Raw genomic sequence first — 400 nt, forward strand, 5'->3', positions numbered from 1 at the left:
CCGCGGTTCAAGAATAGAGAAACCGTCCTCTTGAAACCGTCTATCCATTTATATTTCTGGATTGTATGTTTTTCAAGGTAAGGGTGAATGGTGCTGTTGACACCCGTGCGATCTATAATATCCTCGTGGTTGATATCGCAGGAAAAAAGGATGTACATGGGATTTATAGTTCAGAAAATGAAGTGGCCAAATTCTGGCTTGGAGTTCTCACTGATCTGAAGTAACGCGGTGTGGAAGATATTATGATTGCCTGCATAGACGGCCTGACAGGTTTCCCCGTAGCGGTTGAGGCTGTATTTCATAAAACCAGGGTACAACTTTGCGTGGTTCATCAAATCCGCTCCTCCATGCGATATGTTCCTGACAGGGATAAAAAAGCGGTTATGGAAGATATGAAGCC

The 400-nt window shown here is 44.0% G+C and carries 1 pseudogene; it reads left to right on the forward strand.

From position 1 onward, the window contains the following. Window positions 1–29: 29 nt before the first annotated feature. Window positions 30–400: pseudogene (locus tag GNY06_RS14175) on the forward strand (transposase); the annotation flags it as partial.

This window comes from Elizabethkingia argenteiflava, from assembly GCF_009904105.1.
GTDB lineage: Bacteria > Bacteroidota > Bacteroidia > Flavobacteriales > Weeksellaceae > Elizabethkingia > Elizabethkingia argenteiflava.